At 45.3% G+C, this 18,129-nt stretch carries 22 protein-coding genes; 10 read left to right on the top strand and 12 right to left on the bottom strand.

Annotated features, from left to right (window positions below; translation table 11 throughout):
- The first annotated feature begins 113 nt into the window (after positions 1 to 113).
- Entirely contained in the window at positions 114 to 527 is a 414-nt protein-coding gene (locus M1D90_RS02390) for a YwpF-like family protein (RefSeq protein WP_020453206.1), read from the top strand.
- Between the two features lie 39 nt (positions 528 to 566).
- On the opposite strand, the gene mscL is transcribed toward M1D90_RS02390, so the two are convergent.
- The 6 genes from mscL to spoIIID form a co-directional block, all read right to left on the bottom strand.
- Positions 567 to 947: a large conductance mechanosensitive channel protein MscL gene (mscL, locus tag M1D90_RS02385; protein WP_023857132.1), complete on the bottom strand. Its 381-nt coding sequence runs from the start codon at positions 945 to 947 to the stop codon at positions 567 to 569.
- 70 nt (positions 948 to 1,017) lie between these two features.
- Complete coding sequence (gene fabZ / locus M1D90_RS02380; RefSeq protein ID WP_003185902.1) at positions 1,018 to 1,452, bottom strand: 3-hydroxyacyl-ACP dehydratase FabZ; 435 nt, start codon at positions 1,450 to 1,452, stop codon at positions 1,018 to 1,020.
- A gap of 181 nt (positions 1,453 to 1,633) precedes the next feature.
- A complete protein-coding gene (locus tag M1D90_RS02375) occupies positions 1,634 to 2,461 on the bottom strand; it encodes a flagellar hook-basal body protein (RefSeq protein ID WP_023857130.1) in 828 nt (275 codons plus the stop codon).
- 43 nt (positions 2,462 to 2,504) lie between these two features.
- On the bottom strand, positions 2,505 to 3,344 hold the full coding sequence (locus tag M1D90_RS02370) for a flagellar hook-basal body protein (protein WP_095291470.1): 840 nt from the start codon (positions 3,342 to 3,344) through the stop codon (positions 2,505 to 2,507).
- Positions 3,345 to 3,550: 206 nt separating this feature from the next.
- Positions 3,551 to 4,552 (bottom strand): cell shape-determining protein Mbl, encoded by a 1,002-nt coding sequence (gene mbl / locus M1D90_RS02365; protein WP_003185909.1) that lies wholly within the window; start codon positions 4,550 to 4,552, stop codon positions 3,551 to 3,553.
- Positions 4,553 to 4,737: 185 nt separating this feature from the next.
- Positions 4,738 to 5,013: a sporulation transcriptional regulator SpoIIID gene (gene spoIIID, locus M1D90_RS02360; RefSeq protein ID WP_003185911.1), complete on the bottom strand. Its 276-nt coding sequence runs from the start codon at positions 5,011 to 5,013 to the stop codon at positions 4,738 to 4,740.
- Between the two features lie 336 nt (positions 5,014 to 5,349).
- Between spoIIID and M1D90_RS02355 the strand changes: the two genes are divergently transcribed.
- The 3 genes from M1D90_RS02355 (at position 5,350) to M1D90_RS02345 (ending at position 7,703) form a co-directional block, all read left to right on the top strand.
- Positions 5,350 to 5,778 carry a MarR family winged helix-turn-helix transcriptional regulator gene (locus M1D90_RS02355; protein WP_023857128.1) on the top strand — a complete coding sequence of 143 codons (429 nt, stop codon included), beginning with the start codon at positions 5,350 to 5,352 and terminating at the stop codon, positions 5,776 to 5,778.
- Between the two features lie 3 nt (positions 5,779 to 5,781).
- On the top strand, positions 5,782 to 6,975 hold the full coding sequence (locus M1D90_RS02350; protein WP_025810665.1) for an MFS transporter: 1,194 nt from the start codon (positions 5,782 to 5,784) through the stop codon (positions 6,973 to 6,975).
- 149 nt (positions 6,976 to 7,124) lie between these two features.
- Positions 7,125 to 7,703, top strand: a complete 579-nt coding sequence (locus M1D90_RS02345) for an undecaprenyl-diphosphatase (RefSeq protein ID WP_023857126.1) — start codon at positions 7,125 to 7,127, stop codon at positions 7,701 to 7,703.
- 46 nt (positions 7,704 to 7,749) lie between these two features.
- On the opposite strand, the gene M1D90_RS02340 is transcribed toward M1D90_RS02345, so the two are convergent.
- Entirely contained in the window at positions 7,750 to 8,679 is a 930-nt protein-coding gene (locus M1D90_RS02340; protein ID WP_025810664.1) for a manganese-dependent inorganic pyrophosphatase, read from the bottom strand.
- Positions 8,680 to 8,809: 130 nt separating this feature from the next.
- Positions 8,810 to 9,631, bottom strand: a complete 822-nt coding sequence (locus M1D90_RS02335) for a manganese catalase family protein (protein WP_212110846.1) — start codon at positions 9,629 to 9,631, stop codon at positions 8,810 to 8,812.
- 129 nt (positions 9,632 to 9,760) lie between these two features.
- Here M1D90_RS02335 and M1D90_RS02330 point away from each other — a divergent pair, with 129 nt between their 5' ends.
- The 3 genes from M1D90_RS02330 to M1D90_RS02320 all read left to right on the top strand — a co-directional run bounded on the left by M1D90_RS02330 (position 9,761) and on the right by M1D90_RS02320 (position 12,149).
- Positions 9,761 to 10,489, top strand: a complete 729-nt coding sequence (locus tag M1D90_RS02330) for a YqjF family protein (protein WP_145608058.1) — start codon at positions 9,761 to 9,763, stop codon at positions 10,487 to 10,489.
- A 118-nt stretch (positions 10,490 to 10,607) separates the two neighbouring features.
- Positions 10,608 to 11,123, top strand: a complete 516-nt coding sequence (locus M1D90_RS02325) for a TetR/AcrR family transcriptional regulator (protein WP_035400336.1) — start codon at positions 10,608 to 10,610, stop codon at positions 11,121 to 11,123.
- A 78-nt stretch (positions 11,124 to 11,201) separates the two neighbouring features.
- Complete coding sequence (locus M1D90_RS02320) at positions 11,202 to 12,149, top strand: NAD(P)H-binding protein (RefSeq protein WP_328038127.1); 948 nt, start codon at positions 11,202 to 11,204, stop codon at positions 12,147 to 12,149.
- Positions 12,150 to 12,230: 81 nt separating this feature from the next.
- On the opposite strand, the gene M1D90_RS02315 is transcribed toward M1D90_RS02320, so the two are convergent.
- Complete coding sequence (locus tag M1D90_RS02315) at positions 12,231 to 12,638, bottom strand: CBS domain-containing protein (protein ID WP_095323623.1); 408 nt, start codon at positions 12,636 to 12,638, stop codon at positions 12,231 to 12,233.
- A 60-nt stretch (positions 12,639 to 12,698) separates the two neighbouring features.
- Positions 12,699 to 13,655, bottom strand: coding sequence for a magnesium transporter CorA family protein (locus tag M1D90_RS02310; protein WP_023857119.1), 957 nt, complete (start codon positions 13,653 to 13,655; stop codon positions 12,699 to 12,701).
- 160 nt (positions 13,656 to 13,815) lie between these two features.
- Here M1D90_RS02310 and M1D90_RS02305 point away from each other — a divergent pair, with 160 nt between their 5' ends.
- The 3 genes from M1D90_RS02305 (at position 13,816) to M1D90_RS02295 (ending at position 16,843) form a co-directional block, all read left to right on the top strand.
- Positions 13,816 to 15,114: a hemolysin family protein gene (locus tag M1D90_RS02305; protein WP_456283112.1), complete on the top strand. Its 1,299-nt coding sequence runs from the start codon at positions 13,816 to 13,818 to the stop codon at positions 15,112 to 15,114.
- Between the two features lie 148 nt (positions 15,115 to 15,262).
- On the top strand, positions 15,263 to 16,474 hold the full coding sequence (locus M1D90_RS02300; RefSeq protein WP_023857117.1) for an ammonium transporter: 1,212 nt from the start codon (positions 15,263 to 15,265) through the stop codon (positions 16,472 to 16,474).
- Positions 16,475 to 16,492: 18 nt separating this feature from the next.
- The gene (locus M1D90_RS02295; protein WP_003185936.1) at positions 16,493 to 16,843 is read left to right on the top strand and encodes a P-II family nitrogen regulator; all 351 of its coding nucleotides are present in this window, start codon (positions 16,493 to 16,495) and stop codon (positions 16,841 to 16,843) included.
- Between the two features lie 47 nt (positions 16,844 to 16,890).
- Here the strand turns inward: M1D90_RS02295 and M1D90_RS02290 are convergent, their stop codons facing one another.
- Positions 16,891 to 17,463, bottom strand: a complete 573-nt coding sequence (locus tag M1D90_RS02290) for an ATP-dependent Clp protease proteolytic subunit (protein WP_025810658.1) — start codon at positions 17,461 to 17,463, stop codon at positions 16,891 to 16,893.
- A gap of 13 nt (positions 17,464 to 17,476) precedes the next feature.
- Positions 17,477 to 18,082 (bottom strand): RNA polymerase sigma factor, encoded by a 606-nt coding sequence (locus M1D90_RS02285; protein ID WP_020453224.1) that lies wholly within the window; start codon positions 18,080 to 18,082, stop codon positions 17,477 to 17,479.
- Positions 18,083 to 18,129 lie beyond the last annotated feature (47 nt).

Below are 18,129 nucleotides of genomic sequence, written 5' to 3'. Positions count from 1 at the left end.
AAATTTAAAATACGAATATGCTCCTATTGCATAAACAAACCAGGGTCAAGAGTTCTTCCAAGCGAATGTGCTATAATGGTTATACAACTATGGAAGCTTGTGAGGTGATACTAGTGAAAACCTTTAGGCTTATTGATTTAAAAATTGTCCGCCAGGATGAAACTTCAAAGCGGCTCGAGGAGTTCCCGCTGATCGACGGCCTTATCATTAATAAAGAAGACGGAGAAAACCACTGGATGGTTGAGGGGCTGGTTTCGAAAGAATACCGGTATTTTTTCGAATACCTCCTTCAGGAAGGCAAAGAAGTGAAAACATATGTAACGATCACGAAAAAAAGCAACCGCCCCGCACAGCTGTTAGCGAAGGTCAAAAAGATCACGGTACTAGGCGAGCATGTTTCCGTCTTATTGGACGGCAAAATGGTCAGCTCAAAGCTGAGGAAAGGCTCCGACAAGATCTTGGAAGATTTAATGAAAGAAGGATATTCCGGAGACCGGCTTCTTGAAGCATTTAAACAAAATATATAGAAAAGGCTGTCTTCGCCGGACAGCCTTTTCGCTATAGCTCTAAGAGCGTTTCGTCTGCTCTTTTAACAAATCCCGTATTTCCTTAAGCAATTCTTCCTGCGGATCAGGAGCAGCTTTTTCTTCTTCGGCATCCTTCTTCTTCAGCTTAGAGATATAACGGATAAATAGAAAAATGGAAAACGAAATAATAAAGAAATTGACGATCGACTGAATGAACAGCCCGTATTTAATGTCGGCATCAACAAATGTGAACGACAGCGCTGAAAAATCCAGGCCTCCTAGCAGAAGACCGAGGAGCGGCATCATTAAATCATTGACAAGCGAAGTTACGATTTTTCCAAAGGCGCCTCCTATGATAACCCCGATTGCAAGATCGATTACATTTCCACGAATCGCAAAGCTTTTAAATTCTTTCCACATGAATGATCACCTTTTCTCTTTTATGATAAAAAAACAAAATGGGCTTTTACGGAAACCCATTCTGTTTGCGTTATTCCTGTTTTTCGCCAAGAGAAAACATCAATTCGGCTTCACACACCACTTCTCCATCCACTTTCGCGACTCCTTTTCCTTTGCCGATGGAACCGCGGAAACGAAGCACTTCAAGCTCAAGATGGAGCTGATCGCCCGGTTTGACCTGCTTTTTGAAGCGGCAGCTGTCGATTCCCGCAAAAAACGCGAGCCTTCCGCGGTTTTCTTCCTTCATCAAAAGCGCCACGGCACCCACTTGCGCAAGCGCTTCAACAATCAAAACGCCAGGCATCACCGGATAATCCGGAAAGTGTCCGTTAAAGAATTCTTCATTTACTGTCACATTTTTATAACCCGCTGCCCGTTTTCCTTCCTCTACTTCTGTCACACGGTCTACCAGCAGAAAGGGATAGCGGTGGGGAATGATTTCTTTAATTTGCTGAGCATCAAGCATTGCCTTGACATCTCCTTTTTCGAAAAATATGTATAGAATGATATGTCAGTGCCTTATTCTGTACATCTGGAAGTATATTATGAAACGGAATCTTTTTCAACAAAAGATGAAAGACAACGCTGAAAATGAAAATAAAAAGAGCCTGAACCAAACGTCGTTTGGCCGGCTCCTATTTGCTTTGCTAGCGAACTGAATTGATCAGCCCCATCATTTGATCGCCCATCGTGATGGCGCGGGAATTCATTTGATAAGACCGCTGCGAAGAGATCAGGTCGGTCATTTCCTTCGATACATCGACATTTGATGATTCGAGGAATCCCTGTTTTAGAGAAATGTCCTGCCGCCCGGCTCCGTTCAGATTGATGAGAGCCGTTGCTCTCAATTCATCGCTGACAGAAAAAAGATTGCTTCCTTCTTCCGTAAGAGCCTGAGGTTTGACAGCCCGGACGATTCCCAGGTTAAAACGCAATGGCGCTTCACCTTGATTGTCTGACGAAACGGTGACACTACCCGAATCGTCAACTTTGATGTGTTTATAACGCTGGTTGAAACGGATGGGATTTCCGTTTTCGTCAAGAACAGCATGCCCTTCTTTCGTCACCAGCTGCATCTGGTTGGCGTTGCCAGCCGCAGGCGTCAGGTAAAATGCTCCGTCTCTTGTATATTGCACTTCCCCGTCGACATTGACCTGGAAGTACTGATAAGGAGAAGTCAGTGCGATATCAAGATCGCGGCCAGTTTCTTTAAGGCTTCCCTGTTTATGTGTCAGCCGATCGGTCATCACGGCTCCGACGCCGAGCCGAAGTCCGGGCGGCGTCTTTCTGCTTGCCGCTACTTCATTATTTTTCTCGTTTACCTGTTCAATCTGCTGCCTGATCAGCTCCGAAAAGCTCGTGTTTTTCGCCTTATATCCCGTTGTATCGGTATTTGCAAGATTATGGCTGATATTATCAATTTGTTTTTGCAGTTCAAACATTGTGTTTGAAGCCGTGATCATGGATCTAAGCATCGTTTTTCCACATCCTCCATTTACGCTGATCGCGATCGGTCATTTATCCGATCCTTCCAATCTCATTGGCCGCCTTTTCCATGCTTTTATCATAAGCTTGAAGAACTTTTTGGTTGGCTTCAAACGAGCGGTAGGCAGCGGTCATTTCCGTATAAGCTCTCGTCACGTCGACATTCGACCGTTCCGTCATCCCCTGCTTGACAGAATAAGCGACTGCGGGATTGCCGACTGCGCTTGGCAGCGCCTCACCGTTTTCAGTACGATACAGATCATCGCCTTCTCTTGCTAAATTTCTCGTATCGAGCGCGATTCTGACATCGATCCTTCCAAGGTTTTGGCCGTTTTCAGTCACCGTTCCGTCCTCAGCGACTTGAAAATTCTCGCTTCCCACCGTAATCGGCTGGTTTTCCGTTGAAAGGACGAGTCGGCCGTTTATTGTCAATTGATTATTTTCATTTAAAGAAAAACGGCTGCTTCTTGAATAGCGTACATCCCCATTTTCAAGCCGGACCGCGTAGAAAAGCGCTGCTTTATCGTTTGTTTCCCCATTGACCGGAACTTCGGTTTCGCTGATTGCAATATCCGTCGGCTCATTCGTGCTTTGCAGATCGCCTTGCGAGAATTGAGGCTTCAGTTCCTGCATGTAAACTCCTGTATTGATAGAACCGATCGGCGTCTGTGTTGAAAACGAACGCGAAGCGCTGCCGGCCTTGACAGAATCGGATTCAATCCGGCTCAAAAGCATTTCCGGGAAAGAACGGATTGACCCTTGGTCTTCTTTATATCCCGGCGTATTTGCATTCGCGATATTATTCGTCAGCATCTCTGTGCGGCGCTGCTGGGTGATCATTGCTGAAGTCGCTGTATAAAGTCCTTTTAACATCATTTCACCTCAAATAAGTGTCATGCTCCAGAGTTTCTCATCGAAAAACCTCTTTTGCGAAAGGCTTGCAATTTATATTTGCTAATACAGAACATTTGTTCTATAATGGTATTCAAACATACTACTCTTTTTATCGGCAGCCATTCGCTTCCTTTAAAGCATTTCACATAAAAAACCTCATTCTAAAAAAAGAATGAGGTTTCTGATCAGCTCAGTTTGCGCTTAGGAAGCTTGTCCATGTTATCAAGCATGACACCCGTACCAACTGCCACACAATCCATCGGATTTTCGGCAACGAGAACCGGCACTTTCAGTTCTTCGGCAAGAAGCTGGTCAAGACCGTTTAACAACGCGCCGCCTCCTGTAATGATAACGCCTCTGTCGATAATATCGGCTGACAGCTCAGGCGGCGTTCTTTCGAGCACCTGCTTGGCAGCCTGTACAATGACAGATACAGATTCGCGCAGCGCTTCTTCCACCTCTTTGCTCGTTACCGTAATGGTTCTCGGCAATCCTGTGACCATATCGCGGCCGCGGATGGAAATTTCCTCGTGACGTGCGTCTGGGAAAACAGTTGCGACTTTAATCTTAATGTCTTCGGCTGTCCGTTCGCCTATGAGCAGCTTGTACTCACGTTTGATGTAGTTCAAGATTTCAAGATCAAACTTGTCCCCAGCCATTTTAATAGAAGAGGCGGTGACAATATCGCCCATTGAGATGACTGCGATATCTGTCGTTCCACCGCCGATATCAACTACCATGTTTCCGCTTGGCTGGAAAATATCCATTCCCGCTCCGATTGCGGCCACCTTAGGTTCTTCCTCCAAATATACATGCTTTCCGCCGCTTTTCTCGGCAGCTTCTCTGATAGCCTTCTGCTCCACAGAAGTAATATTTGTAGGGCAGCAAATCAGCATGCGCGGCTTTGAAAAAAGACCTTTCACATTCAGCTTGTTAATGAAATGCTTCAGCATGGCTTCCGTTACTTCAAAATCGGCAATGACGCCGTCTTTTAATGGACGTATCGCAACAATATTCCCAGGTGTACGTCCTACCATTCTCCTTGCTTCTTCACCGACAGCGAGCACTTTCCCATTGTTTTTGTCAAGAGCAACGACTGATGGTTCATTTAAGACAATACCTTTTCCTTTGACATGGATCAGCACATTCGCTGTACCAAGGTCAATACCAATATCCCTTGCAAACATCTATCTATATCCTCCTCGAAATCTGTTTCACAGCAATGTCCACATTCTGCCCTAATTATATATTTTATCATAAATATTAGAAAAAAAAGAGAGCTTATTAAAGTTCTTCATAAAATTTTTGTGGCTTTTTACGGAGGATACCGGGAAATTCTGATAAACGCTGCTCGTTTCTGAGCCATTATTCCTTATTGCACGGGTTCTCTTTCAAAGATTTCCTCTTTCTTATATTTTAGTTTTGTCGCTTCTCCGCCCCGCAAATGTCTGATTGATTTATGATAATCAAGAATTTCTTTTACTTCATTGGCCAGGTCAGGATTAATTTCAGGCAGCCTTTCTGTCAAATCCTTGTGAACGGTACTTTTGGAAACACCAAACTCCTTCGCTATCACACGAACTGTTTTTTTCGTCTCCACGATGTACTTCCCTATCTTGATTGTTCGCTCTTTGATGTAATCGTGCACACCACTCGACCTCCCTAAAATGGATGTGAGAAGTGTGAAATGAGATCCGTCTTGTGAAAAAATTCGCTATTTGCGCAGCTTCTTCGTTTTATGCTTTTCCAAGTAGAATTTTGAAATACTCCCACGATCCCTCACCTCAAACACTCTCTTTGTTAGGTTTGTATCAGTGTATTAGCATTCAAATGGGATTATGCTAAAAACTCAAGGAGGACAAGGGGTTTCTCTGATAATTTTATTTCGGGTTTCAAAAATTTTAACTTTACACTAATCTTGGCTTCCGGTAAAATGAATAAAGTTTATTATTTACCTAGGTAACTATTTTGAAGGAGTCCGGGAATGGAACATATCAATCGAAAGATTATTCACCAGCTCAATCAAAGCACGCGGATGGTTGCTAAAAAAACGAATGAACAGCTCGAAGCATACGGCCTTTACGGTTCACAGTGGTCGATCCTATACTGTCTTCACACCTGCGGACCGATGACGCAAAAAGACATTTGGACTTACTTGCACGTTGAGGCGCCGACTGTGACGAGAACCGTCAGCCGCCTCGAAAAAAACGGCTGGGTAGAACGGATACAGGGCGATGACAAACGGGAAAAAGTCGTCAAAATGACAGAAGAAGCCAAAATTAAATATGATGACATTCAATTAAAAATGCAAGAATTTGAAGAGGAAATGCTTTCCGTATTTGAAGAACGGGATAAAAAAACATTTCAAAGGCTGTTAAATCAATTATTAGAAGGACATCAGGAGGAGTTGTAGCCTATGAAGCAAGCTGAACCCATTTGGACCAGGGATTTTATCATGGTCGTTTTGATTAATTTATTTATATTCGTCTATTTTTACGCACTGTTGACCGTGCTTCCGGTTTATGCAATGCAGGAGCTCGGCGGTTCCGAGTCAGAGGGCGGCCTTTTGATCAGCGGCTTTATGCTGTCCGCGATTTTTGCGAGGCCGTTTTCGGGAGCCGTTATTGAACGTTTTGGCAAAAAAAGAATGGCGCTCATCAGTGTCGTGCTGTTTACTTTGGCATCATTTCTTTATATCTATATTCACGATATCTACCTGCTGCTTGGCATTCGCTTTTTCCAAGGCATTTGGTTCAGCATCATCACGACAGTGACGAGTGCAATTGCAGCCGATTTAATTCCGCCGGCCCGCCGCGGGGAAGGTTTGGGCTACTTTGCCATGTCGATGAATTTGGCGGTGGTCATCGGTCCGTTTATCGCGTTGAACCTGCTGGATAAAATGAGTTTTTCCGATCTGTTTATTTTATTTTCAGGAATCGTCACTGTGGCCATCCTTTGCACGGCACTGGTCCGGATTCCTAAAGGAAGCGACATCCGTTCGGCTGTGTTCAGGTTGTCTTTTTCCAACATGTTTGAAAAGGGCGCGATTCGGATTGCCACGGTCGGATTGTTCGTGTCGTTTTGTTATTCAAGCGTCATTTCCTTCATCTCTGTTTATGCAAAATCTCTCGGCCTTATTGAAGCAAGCAGCTATTTCTTTATGGTGTTCGCAGTGACAATGATGATCACGCGGCCGTTTACGGGAAAACTGTATGATAAAGTCGGCCCCGGAGTCGTCATTTATCCGTCCATTATCATTTTTTGCGCCGGGCTTTTCCTGCTTGCTTTCACAAACAGCAGCGGGATGCTCTTGCTATCCGGAGCTGTCATCGGCATGGGCTACGGATCTATCACGCCGTGCCTTCAGACCTTGGCGATTCAAGCTTCGCCGCCTCACCGGAGCGGCTATGCAACGGCGACTTATTTTACGCTGTTTGATACCGGGATCGCAGTCGGATCCTATGTTTTCGGGTTGGTTGTGGCACAAGCCGGTTTTTCAAACATCTATTTATTCTCAGGCGTTTTTGTGCTCATCAATCTGTTTCTGTATACATGGAGCCAAAAACCCGCACTCGCAAAGGAAAAGCGGGATATATCAATGGCTGAATAAGCCGTTCAACCTCGCCGGGCCGGGATTACCCGGCTTTTTTCATGCCGGCTGATACAGTCCGATCTGTCATTTAATGAAACTTTTGCAAAATCAAATACGTCTCCTAACTGTCTGACCAAAAACTACTACTCTATTAAAAAGGTGATTTTTTGAACTATTGGCTTTTTACACGTATTCATCAATTATCAAACCACAACCACATCCTGGACAGCGCTATGATTTTGATTACAGAAAAAGCAATTTACATGTATGCGCTCATTTTGCTTTTGATCTGGATCTTCGGAAACCGTTCTTATAAAATAAGCGTTCTTCAGGCAGGTGTGACGGGTATTCTCGGATTGGCGGCAAATTATTTGCTGTCATTGGTTTACTATGAGCCGAGACCGTTTGTCGCTCACCATGTGGACGTATTAATTCATCATGCGGCCGACGCCTCGTTTCCCAGCGATCATACAACCGGGGCGTTAGCCATTTCGATCGCTTTTTGGCTTTATCATCGGAAAATTGGAACCTGCCTGATTGCTTTCGGGTTGTTGACGGGCTTTTCCCGTATTTGGGTCGGACACCACTACCCTGTTGACGTTTTAGGCAGCATTTTGGTCGCTTTATTTGTATCACTCGTTATATTTAGATTCTCAGCGTATGTGCAGCCGCTTTTTGAACGGATCATCTCACTCTACGAATCGATCTTGCGGAAATTGCGGAAAGCCGTATCCAGAACGGCATAAGAAAACACCCGAATCTCATGATTCGGGTGTTTTTCATTTCCTTTCCTTAACCTTTTAAGGCTTCGGTTAACGGCGGAACAATTTGTTTTTTGCGGGATACAACGCCTTTCAGTGTTGCTGTGTTGTCTGACAATGTGACATTGAACGCTTTTTCCACTGCTTGTGCAGCTTGTCCTGAAGCGACGACAACCGAGTCGTTTGTTAAAATGTCGGTTACGACAAACACAAATAAATCCAATCCTTTTTCAGACACCACTTTTGCAAGTTCTGCTTCAACTTCTGCTTTGCGGGAGAGAACGTCGTTTGTATCAACAGTGTTAACTTGCGCGATCTCCACTTTATGGCTTCCCATCGTAAACTCTTTTGCGTCAAGAGAGAGAAGCTGAGGAATCGTTTTTGCGCTCAAATCTGCTCCAGCCTTTAGCATATCGAGTCCATAGCTGTCGGCATCAACGCCGGCAATCGCAGCCAATTCTTTTGCAGCTTTGACATCTTCGTCCGTGCAAGTCGGAGATTTGAATAAGAGGGAATCTGAGATGATCGCCGACAGCATCAATCCTGCGATATCTTTTTTAATTTCGACGCCGTTTTCTTTATAGAGCTTGTTTAAGATCGTTGCCGTGCAGCCTACAGGCTCTGCGCGATAATACAGAGGGTCACTCGTTTCAAAATTGGCGATCCGGTGGTGATCGATGACTTCAAGCACGCGAACTTGATCAAGGTCATCGACGCTCTGCTGGCGCTCATTATGGTCAACCAGAATCACGCTGTCAGTTTCATTCGCAACAGTGTTCACAAGGCGGGGTACTTCTGCATTGAATTTCTCAAGCGCGAATTCGGTTTCGCCGTTGATTTCGCCGAGGCGGACGGGTTCTGCGTCCATGCCGAGCTCCTTTTTTAATTCGGCATATGCAATCGCTGAACAAATCGTATCCGTATCCGGATTTTTGTGGCCAAAAATAAGTACTTTACTCATGATATAACTCCTTACTGTTGTTTTTATAGTAAGCTTACCTGACAATAAAAAAATCTGCAAATCTGTCACTTATTTTAATATTTACGGAGTGTTTTGTCATTTTAAAAAATAAAAAAAGAGCCGTTCGGCTCTATTCTCCATAGTCAGGTGTATTGTGGCTTCGTTTTGGAGAGGGCTTCAAGACCGGTTTTTCTCCATATGCGACAGGGCCGCTCTCGTAGTGGAACTCCGCTCCGTCCGGCGCCTTCCCTTTCAGCCAATCAAACTGCGCGCTTTCTTCTCCATCCGAGAAATTGTATAAAGTATGCGCAATGTCTTCTTTTTCTTTTTCATCCGAAACCGTGCCGGGCACGATGACGCCTTCTTTTTCTTCCAACTCTTTGATTGCGGCGATCCACTGGTTTTGGTGCATCGTGTCTCTCGCTAAAAGAAAACCGAGCATATCTTGTACACCATTGTCATCCGTCATTTCGCGCAGCCGCGCGACTTGCAGTCTGCCTTGCGATTCAGCGTTGACATTTGCGCGCAGATCGGCCAGAAGGTTGCCGCTCGCTACAATATAGCCTGCATTCCACGGAACGCCGGTGCTGTTTTCAGGCATGGCTCCCAGTCCCGAAACGATCGCATGGTGAGGGTTCATTCCGCCCATAATTGCACCGATGACAGGATCGTCTGCGGCTTTTTCCTGCTCGTAAACCGGTGCGTCTTCAAGCAGGCGCGCGATCATCGTCGCAATCATTTCGACGTGTCCGATTTCTTCTGCCGCCGTATCCATGAGCAAATCTTTATACTTTTCATTTCCCCTTGTATTCCACCCTTGAAAAAGGTATTGCATGGCCACAGATATTTCTCCGTACTGACCGCCGAGTATTTCCTGCATTTTCTTGGCGAAGACAGGATCGGGTCTTTCAGGTTTTGCAGGGTACTGCAGCACTTTCGTATGCTTGAACAAATCACATCACTCCTCCGTTTTTTGTATCCTCGTTTTTGAATTAACCGTAAAGGGAAATGATAAAACCGTACAACAGGCTCGGGATGTGTTGCAGACGGGTCAACATTCGAATCGAAGGAGTGCTGTTCTATGATTAAAAATACTTCACACCGCCCTTTTCCGCCGCCTGAAGGACCGTGGGTGATGACGCAAACATGGAATCATGTATTATTTGCCCATTGGGCTGTTGATTCTGAAGCCATTCGCGGACGAATACCGGCGGCCTTGGAACTGGAGACATTCAATGGAAAAGCATGGATCGGCATTTTGCCTTTCCTGCTGACAAATATGCGCCTCCGTTTTTTGCCCCCCTTTCCTTTCGTCAGCAGATTTCCCGAGCTGAACGTCCGGACATATGTATCATATAAAGGCATACCGGGCATTTATTTTTTCAGTCTTGACGCCGCTTCGCGCTTAGCCGTCGCCGGCGCGCGCGCAATGTTCCACTTGCCTTATTTTCACGCCGGGATAAACTTTGTAAAAGAAAAAAACCATATTGAATTTTCCAGCAGAAGGGATGATTCAAAAGCGGCCTTCCGCGCCAGCTACCGCCCGCTGTCAGATTCCTTTACCGCCCAAAAAGGGTCCATCGAATACTGGCTGACTGAAAGATACCGCCTGTACACCACGTACAACAACCGGGTCTACTATGAAGACATTCATCATTCTCCATGGACGCTGCAGCGGGCCGAAGCCGAAATCCGACAAAACACGGTGCCCGGAGCAAGCGGTCTCATATTGCCTGATACCGCTCCGCTTCTCCATTACGCCAAACGGCAGCACGTCTTATTTTGGCCTTTGCAGCGGGACCGGGGATGAAAACTGTTGCACCAATAGATACATGTTTTAAAAATTACGTGCTTGAATCTTGAATCGAAATCTGTTACGATCTAAGTAAGTAATCAATCAATAACAAAATGAAGGGAGGCGGCATATCATAAGACAGAGTAAGGAAAACCGAAAGGAGCAAATACTTGAAGCTGGATTAGAGGTGTTTGCAGAAAAGGGATATTATAATACCACGACAGCACTCATTGCTGAAAAAGCCGGTATTTCCCAGCCCTATATATTTAGGTTTTATAAGACGAAGGAAGAGTTGTTCGTTGCCGCGCTCGATCGGGCCTTTGAAAGAATCCTCCAAACGTTTCAAAATGTCGAATCCAGCTCCGAACAGATCGTAGCAAACATGATCAAAGCATATGAAGAGTTGTCTGTATCACACCCTAATGAAATAGCCTTACAGGTCATCGGACTATCCGTTACGGAGGAATCGATCAGAAATTGTTCAAAAACGGGCTTATCACGTATTAGAAACTATACGCTGGAAAGGTTCCAGGAAGCGAATGTTCCGAATGCAGAGAGGGAAGTTACGACTTTCCTGGCAAGAGGGATACTTTGCAACATTTCCTATTTCTTGGATTTGCCGGAGATCATGCACGGCCAAACAGAATAAAATAACCGATTTGTTTCGGTTTTTTATTTAAGCATTAGTTATTGATTGATTAATAACTTACCCAAGGGGGAATTTTCAATGGAAAAAGCAATTGTTTTAGGCGCAACAGGTGGAACAGGTCAAGTGATAGTTTCAGAATTGCTGTCAAGAAATATTCCGGTTATCGCTTTCGGCCGTTCTGAAAATAAACTAAAGAATCTCATAAAAGAACATCATTCAACACCGCTATTAACATATCAGCTTGGCGATGTCTTTGATGCACAGACCATCAGTGAAGCAGCGAAGGATGCAGATGTGATATTTCAATGCGCCAATGTTCAATATCATGAAATGGCAGATAAACTCCTGCTTCTCGGTGAAAGTGTAATGAAGGCTGCAAATATTTCAGGCAAGAAAATCGTGATTGTGGATGGAATATATGTTTACGGCCGACAAATTGCCAAAGGAGACGAAAATCATCCGAAACTGCCCCATACAAAAAAAGGAAAGCTAAGAGTAGACTTTGAAAACTTAATATTCGATAAGAAATGGAAAAATGCCAAACCATTAATCGTCAGACTGCCCGACTATTATGGAAAAACTTCGCAAAATTCTTATTTACAGCCTACATTAACCGGAATGGCAGCAAATAAAATAGCTGTTTTTATCGGCAATCTAAAAACCCCCCGGGAGTACGTATATTTGCCTGATGCCGCAAAAATGATTGTGGAAATCGCAAGTAAAGACGATTCTTACGGTGAAAACTGGAACATTCCCGGCGCCGGACTGATTTCAGGTAAAGAAATCATAAAAATCGCACGCCAAATTACCGGAAATAATAAATTAGTAATACCATTAAATAAACTTGCCATTCTTATAAGCGGATTATTTGATCCAGTCATGAAAGAAGTAGTAGAAATCATGTACTTAACTGAAGAAACATTCATTCTAAACGGGGAAAAATATGAAAAGAGGATAGGAAAAATTCCCGCGACACCTTATCAAGAAGGGCTGAAAGAAACATTGAGATGCTTAATGAAAACTTAAGCTGAATTTTAGTTATTGATCAATCACTAAATATTACACTATAAAAAAGGAAGAGCTAAAAACGCTCTTCCTTCACCCTGTTTAAGCCGGTTTTGAAATTTCGCTTAATGCTTCTCCCGCTTTCTCATCCGCATGTGAGACGGAGAGATCCCCCAAAGCAACGATTCCGACAAGACGGCCATCTTCAACAATCGGCAGCCTGCGAATTTGGTGTTCCGCCATCAGATCACCAGCCTCTTCAGCAGACATATCCGGGCGCCCTGTCACCATCTGTGTGCTCATGATATCCCGAGCAGCCGCATCTGTTTCATTTTCAGCTACACATCTGATAACAATATCCCGGTCTGAAACGATCCCCGTCAAATTTCCGTTCTCGCAGACCGGAATTGAACCTACATTGTAATCACGCATCTTCCCGGCAATTTCCGCAATCGGAGCAGAAGGTTCGCAGCATTCGGCATTGGTTGTCATGATGTCCTTTAGTTTCATTCGGAATTCCTCCTTTACTGGGGTTATTATGTGCTTTTCCGATATCCCACGGGCTTAAACCTATTTAAAAGAGCCCTTCCTTTTCATATATCGTTTTTTATCCTTCAATAAATCGCCGGTCCACCCTTTCTTCCTCAAATACCAGTACACAAGAACGGTAGAAACGGCAATTAAAATAAGCGAAAATAAATAGCCGTACTTCAATGAGAGTTCAGGCATGACTTCGAAGTTCATTCCCCACAGGGCGCCGAAAGCCGTCATCGGCGTAAAGATCGTCGTGAAAATCGTCAGCGCTTTAAAGATTTCATTGCCTCTGTGGGATGTCACCACTTCTTCGGAATGGAGCAAATAATTGATTTCATTCGCGTACTCTTTGATCAATGACATGCCTCTGTCGATTTCGTAAAACGTCCTGCGCTGTTCGATTTCATCAAACGATTTGCTTAAAAAAGTTTCTTTAAGGCCCATTGCTACCTTTTTCATCGATAAAATTAAACTTCTTATGACGAGCAGTTCGTGACGCCGTTTATGAATCAGTTCAATGATGCTTTTATTGTTGTCATGGTGAAATCCCCATCTTACTTTTCCAAGGTGAACTTCAAAGTGCTCAAGTTCCTTTAAATACATTCTCATTAGTTCGCCCAGCAGAATCAGAAACACTTCTGGGGCGTCTTTGCATCGCTTTAAGTGTTGATCGATCGGCCTTCTGTTTGTCTCTTCAAATTGCGAGATATCTAAATTCATTGTGAAAAAATAGTCTTTCGTTAAGTAAAAATGAAATGCTGTCCGATTTTGTTGAACTTCCGCTTCCTGATCGTAAATATATGAACCGTAGATCGCTTCCTTGCCTTGAACGGCAGCATTGATATCAATGCAATTGATATTGGCCGATGGAACGCCTTGAAACCAGTTTCGGCATTCCGGCCAATGATCGGGCTGGATCAGCCCTTGTGCTGTCGCTTTTTCGTGAGGGCCGAGCTGATACCATGTCCAGCCCTCTCCCTGAAAAACTCTCATATTTCGTCTCCTCCTCTTCCGGCCCATTCGTTTTATATTTCTTTGCCCGCCCTCCGCGTAAATAAACATCATGTTTGCCGCGCTGCGGCACGTGGTATGAAGCCAGTATGAGTTTTTCATAGAAAAGGAGGTGGCGCCTTCTTTTTGAGAAGGCGGGGCATTGGAATTACTGAAGCTGATTGCAGTGGCAGGATTAATCGCATTAACGGGCTTTTTCGTCGCGGTCGAATTCGCCATCGTCAAAGTAAGGCGGACAAAGATCGACCAATTGATCATTCAGAAAAAAAAGGGCGCGCTTGCCGCAAAAGAAGTGACCTCACACCTTGACGAATACTTGTCAGCCTGCCAGCTTGGAATCACCGTGACGGCATTGGGCCTCGGCTGGCTTGGTGAACCGACGATGCAGACCTTGCTGCATCCCCTTTTTTCCAAAATCGGCTTGAACGAGTCGATGACACATATTCTTTCATTTTTGGCCGCTTTTTTATCGGTCACTTATCTCAATGTTGTGATCGGAGAGCTGGCGCCAAAAACGATCGCCATTCAAAAAGCGGAAACCGTTACTCTGCTTTTTGCACAGCCGATGATCTGGTTTTACAGAATCATGTTTCCTTTTATATGGCTGCTTAATCATTCAGCCCGCATGATCACAAGTCTGTTCGGCCTGAAGCCGACCGGTGAACACGAATTGGCGTATTCGGAGGAAGAGCTGCGAACACTTTTATCTGAAAGCTATCAAAGCGGGGAAATCAACCAGAATGAATTGAGATATGTAAACAACATTTTTAAATTCGACGAACGTACGGCAAAAGAAATTATGGTGCCCCGCAATGAAATGACCGTCCTGTCTCTTGACGACAGTGTAAAAAAAGTGAAGCAGCTCATCAAAGAAACAAAGCACACCCGCTTCCCCGTCATGGAGGAAGACAAGGATCACATCACCGGAATGATCAATATAAAAGAACTGCTGCTGGCTGAGCTTGCAGGCGGGTTTTCTTTAGAAACAAAACCGTTAAAGCCATATATCCATCCGGTTATCCATGTGATTGAAACGATTCCCGTCTACCAGCTGTTCGTCAAAATGCAAAAAGAGCATACACATATGGCGATTCTCGTAGATGAGTACGGCGGAACATCCGGTCTTGTGACGGTTGAGGATATCGTCGAGGAAATCGTCGGCGATATTCGCGATGAATTCGATACTGAAGAAGTATCGGCTGTTCAGAAACTGGAAGATGACCATTACATCCTCAGCGGTAAAGTACTAGTCAGCGATGTAAACGACCTGCTCGGAATTCATTTATCAGATGAGGAGATTGATACAATCGGCGGCTGGATGCTGACGAAGAATATTGAGAGCAAGCCCGGAACGGCGATCGAAAGTGAAGGATACCGTTTCAAAGTAAAAGATATGGACGGACATCGAATCGTTACAGTTGAGGTTGAAAAAACCGATTAATCCCCCTTTCAGCCTCTCCCTGTCCGCTTTTCTTCCTAAAAACCATGTGAGGAAATCTGACATGTTCATCATGATATCTCCCTTTTGTCACTATAATGAAAGAAAAAGAGATCTGCTCTCAATCTAAATGACTACGGAGGAATGAAACATGCAGATGGGGGATACAGTATTTATGTTCTTTTGCGCTTTGCTCGTATGGCTGATGACGCCGGGCATCGCTTTATTTTACGGAGGACTTGTCAGGAGCAAAAATGTGCTCAGCACCGTTATGCACAGCTTATCTTCAATCGCCATCGTTTCCATCATATGGATTTTGTTCGGCTATTCGCTCGCTTTCGCTCCCGGAAACCCATTGATCGGGGGTTTGGATTGGATCGGACTGCAAGGTATCGGATTTGAACCCAATGCCGATTATTCGGAGACGATCCCGCATACGCTTTATATGATGTTCCAATTGACATTTGCTGTACTGACGACTGCGATTATTTCCGGAAGCTTTGCGGAGCGAATGCGCTTTCCGGCCTTTATTCTTTTTTCGGTGCTCTGGGCGGTTTTCGTTTACTCGCCGGTCGCCCACTGGGTATGGGGTGGAGGCTGGCTTGACGAGCTGGGAGCGATCGATTTTGCCGGCGGCAACGTCGTTCACATCTCTTCCGGTGTAGCCGGCCTGGTTGTTGCGATTGTTCTCGGCAAGCGGAAAAATATCAGCGATACCGCCCCTCACAACCTCCTTCTGACTTTGCTCGGGGCGACTTTGATCTGGTTCGGATGGTTCGGGTTCAACGTCGGAAGCGCCCTGACGATCGATGAAGTCGCCATGACCGCTTTTATCAACACGAATACGGCTGCGGCTGCGGGGCTGATCGGCTGGATTTTGGCAGAATGGCTGATCAATAAAAAGCCGACGATGCTCGGCGCCGTCTCGGGAGCGATCGCGGGACTTGTCGCGATTACACCGGGCGCAGGCTTTGTTACGCCTTTCTCATCCGTATGGATCGGGCTCATCGGTGGAATCGTCTGTTTCTGGGGTGTGTTTTCGCTGAAGAAAAAATTCGGCTACGATGATGCGCTCGATGCCTTCGGCCTTCACGGGCTCGGCGGAACATGGGGCGGAATCGCAACGGGCTTGTTCGCGACGACATCAGTCAACGCAGACGGAGCAAACGGGCTTTTTTACGGAGACATCAGTCTCCTTTGGAAACAGCTGATTGCGATTGCCGCAACATATTTGTTTGTCGCAATCGTCACATACGCTATTATTAAGATAGTCAGTATTTTCTTTAAACTCCGTGCCTCAGAGGATGAAGAATCATTGGGCCTCGATCTGACGCTGCACGGCGAAAAAGCGTATCAAGATTAATTTGTCAGGAGTGATGGTATGAGCGGTCAAATGTATAAGGTGGAAATTGTAACTCGTCCTACAAACTTTGAAAAGCTGAAAACGGAGCTGGCCAAAATCGGGGTAACGTCCATTACGTTTTACAATGTACACGGATGCGGCCTGCAAAAAGGGCATACAGAGCTTTACCGCGGGGTCAAACGCGAAAGCAATGTATATGAAAGGTTAAAAGTCGAAATCGTCGTCAGCAAAGTGCCTGTCGAAAAGGTGGCCGAGACGGCGCAAAACGTCCTGAAAACCGGGGAACCCGGTGACGGCAAGATCTTCATATACGAAATTAAAAACACCATCAACATCCGCACAGGCGAGGAAGGTCCTGACGCTTTATAAAAAGATCGAAGCTCCCGGCTGAAGTTAAGCCGGGAGCTTTTCTGATGTTATAAAACGGCGTCAATCACACCGTATGCCTTCGCTTCGTCCGCATCCATAAAGTAATCGCGTTCCATGTCGGCTTTTAGTCTTTCAATGGGCTGGCCCGTTCGTTCGTGAAAGAAGTGCTCGATTTTTTCCCTCAGTTTGATGATCCGCTTCGCTGAAATCTCCATGTCTGTCGCCTGTCCTTTGACGCCGCCGAGCGGCTGATGGATCATGATTTCGCTGTTTTTGAGCGCATACCGTTTGCCTTTTGTTCCGCCGGCGAGGAGAATCGCTCCCATGGAAGCTGCCATTCCGACACAGATCGTGCGGACATCCGGCTTCACATAGTCCATCGTATCTAAAATCGCATATCCCGCGGAAGTTGATCCGCCCGGGCTGTTGATATAGATCGAAATGTCTTTTTCATTGTCTTCGGCTGACAAAAACAGCAACTGGGCGGTGACCCGATTGGCGAGGTCATCGTTGAATTCAGAGCCGATCATAATGATCCGGTCTTTTAAAAGTCTGGAAAAAATATCGTACGATCTTTCACCGGCAGCCGTTTTCTCAATGACGTAAGGTATGGTGTTCATAGCCTTTTTCCTCCTAGGCAGCACACCTCATCATGCTGATGCAGGACGGCTGTGAAGCGCCGAAAAGCCATGTCTGTTTGGCAAATTCGAGCAGAGCATCGGGGTTGTGATACAATATCGCCCGAACAAGCAGGTCAATGTGTTCGTCATCCCGGTCCGCCGCTTCCCTTTGCAGAACATCCGGAGAAAGCCTTTTTAATCGCTGACGCGATCTGAATAAAAGCGATTTGACGGATGATTCGGGCTTACCGAGCGACTCGGCGATTTCGTGCAGCTGAAAGGAAAACACATCTTTGAGCAGAAAAATCGTTAATTGCTTCGGCGTTAAAATACCGGAAAGCTGTTTCAGCAGGTGCTCGAAGTCATCGGCCGCCTTCATGCGCTCTGCCCTCCCGTCTTCCAGATTGTCTTCAGACAGAAAGATTTCGCGTTTCCTTTTTCTGAGCAGGTCAATCCATTTATGCTTTGCCACCGTCTTTTGATAAGCATGTGAGGCGTCTGTTCGATTGATTTCGATTAACTTCAGGATGGTATCCTGGACTAAATCCTCGGCATCCCATTTATCACCTGTCATTCTCATGCAATACTTCATCAGCGCTTGCTGTTCTAGCTCATTCATGAATGCATTCACACTCCTTAAAAGAGGCCTCTTACTTAATAAACGGC

Source organism: Bacillus sp. JZ34, from assembly GCF_053903205.1.
This window is presented reverse-complemented; position numbering and strand designations above follow the sequence as displayed.